This window comes from uncultured Amaricoccus sp. (assembly GCF_937858865.1).
Lineage (GTDB): Bacteria > Pseudomonadota > Alphaproteobacteria > Rhodobacterales > Rhodobacteraceae > Amaricoccus.
This window is the reverse complement of sequence record NZ_CALLYO010000610.1, coordinates 1-1,167: the sequence shown is the minus strand read 5'-3', so window position 1 is coordinate 1,167 and position 1,167 is coordinate 1. Positions and strand designations below refer to the sequence as shown.

2 protein-coding genes and 1 pseudogene are annotated in these 1,167 nt (G+C 67.7%); all 3 read right to left on the bottom strand.

All coding sequences use genetic code 11. The features are described from left to right. Positions 1 to 108: 108 nt before the first annotated feature. Positions 109 to 330: a 50S ribosomal protein L31 gene (rpmE, locus tag Q0112_RS18205; RefSeq protein WP_297977466.1), complete on the bottom strand. Its 222-nt coding sequence runs from the start codon at positions 328 to 330 to the stop codon at positions 109 to 111. Between the two features lie 11 nt (positions 331 to 341). After that, a complete protein-coding gene (rplS, locus tag Q0112_RS18200) occupies positions 342 to 719 on the bottom strand; it encodes a 50S ribosomal protein L19 (RefSeq protein WP_297977464.1) in 378 nt (125 codons plus the stop codon). Further along, a pseudogene (locus tag Q0112_RS18195) lies at positions 703 to 1,167 on the bottom strand (hypothetical protein); the annotation flags it as partial. The gene rplS and the pseudogene Q0112_RS18195, both read right to left, overlap by 17 nt.

Genomic DNA, 1,167 nt, shown 5'->3' with positions numbered 1-1,167 from the left:
CCGGGTAAACGCGCCCGGCAGGAGCGAGGGATTTCAAATGCTTGAGGGGAGTCGCACGCGTGCGACTCCCCTCATGAATGCCCTGGCCGACGCGCGGCCGGGAGGGTCTCAGAAGCCGAGGCCCTCGTACTTCTTCTTGAACTTCGACACCCGGCCGCCGGTGTCCATCAGCTTGTGCGCGCCGCCGGTCCAGGCCGGATGGGCGCTCGGGTCGATCTCGAGCGCCAGCGTGGCGCCCTCCGCGCCGTAGGTCGAGCGGGTGCGGTAGGTCGTGCCGTCGGTCAGCCGGACCTCGATGAAATGATAGTCGGGATGGATACCGTCCTTCACGGGCCTGCTCCTCAGCTCTCGGTCTTTTCGCGGTAGTTGGTCTTCTCGGCGATGCGGGCGGATTTGCCCCGGCGCTCGCGGAGATAGTAGAGCTTCGCCCGGCGGACCTTGCCGCGGCGGACGACGGTGATCGAATCGATGTTCGGCGAATGCAGCGGGAAAACGCGCTCGACGCCCTCGCCGAAGCTGATCTTGCGCACGGTGAAGCTGGCGCCGATCCCCGCGCCGCCGTTGCGGCCGATCACCACGCCCTCGTAGGCCTGCACCCGGCTGCGCGAGCCCTCGGTGACCTTGTAGCCGACCCGGACCGTGTCGCCGGGGGCGAAGTCGGGGATCTCCTTCCCGAGCGCCTTGATCTGCTCGGCCTCGATCTCAGCGATCAGGTTCATCGCCGTCATCCTTCTCAAGCCCGCCTGTGGCGGCGGTGGTGTGCGCGTCCGAGAGCTCTGCCTCTCCTGCCGGGTCCCTCTTCCCGGCCTTCGCCAGGTAGGCCCGCCAGAGGTCGGGACGACGTTCCTTCGTCAGCCTCTCCGCCTGGGAGCGTCGCCACTCGGCGATCCGTCCGTGATGGCCCGAGAGGAGAACCTCGGGTATCCTCAGACCTTCCCATTCGGTCGGGCGCGTATAGTGCGGAAACTCCAACAGCCCGCCGGCGAAGGATTCCTCCACCGTCGAGTCGGCATTCCCGAGAACGCCGCCTATAAGGCGAACCGTCGCGTCGATCAAGGCCATTGCCGCGATCTCCCCGCCGGTGAGGACGAAATCCCCGAGGCTGACCTCCTCGACGGCGCGCGCCTCGAGCACCCGCTCGTCCACCCCCTCGAACCGCCCGCAGAG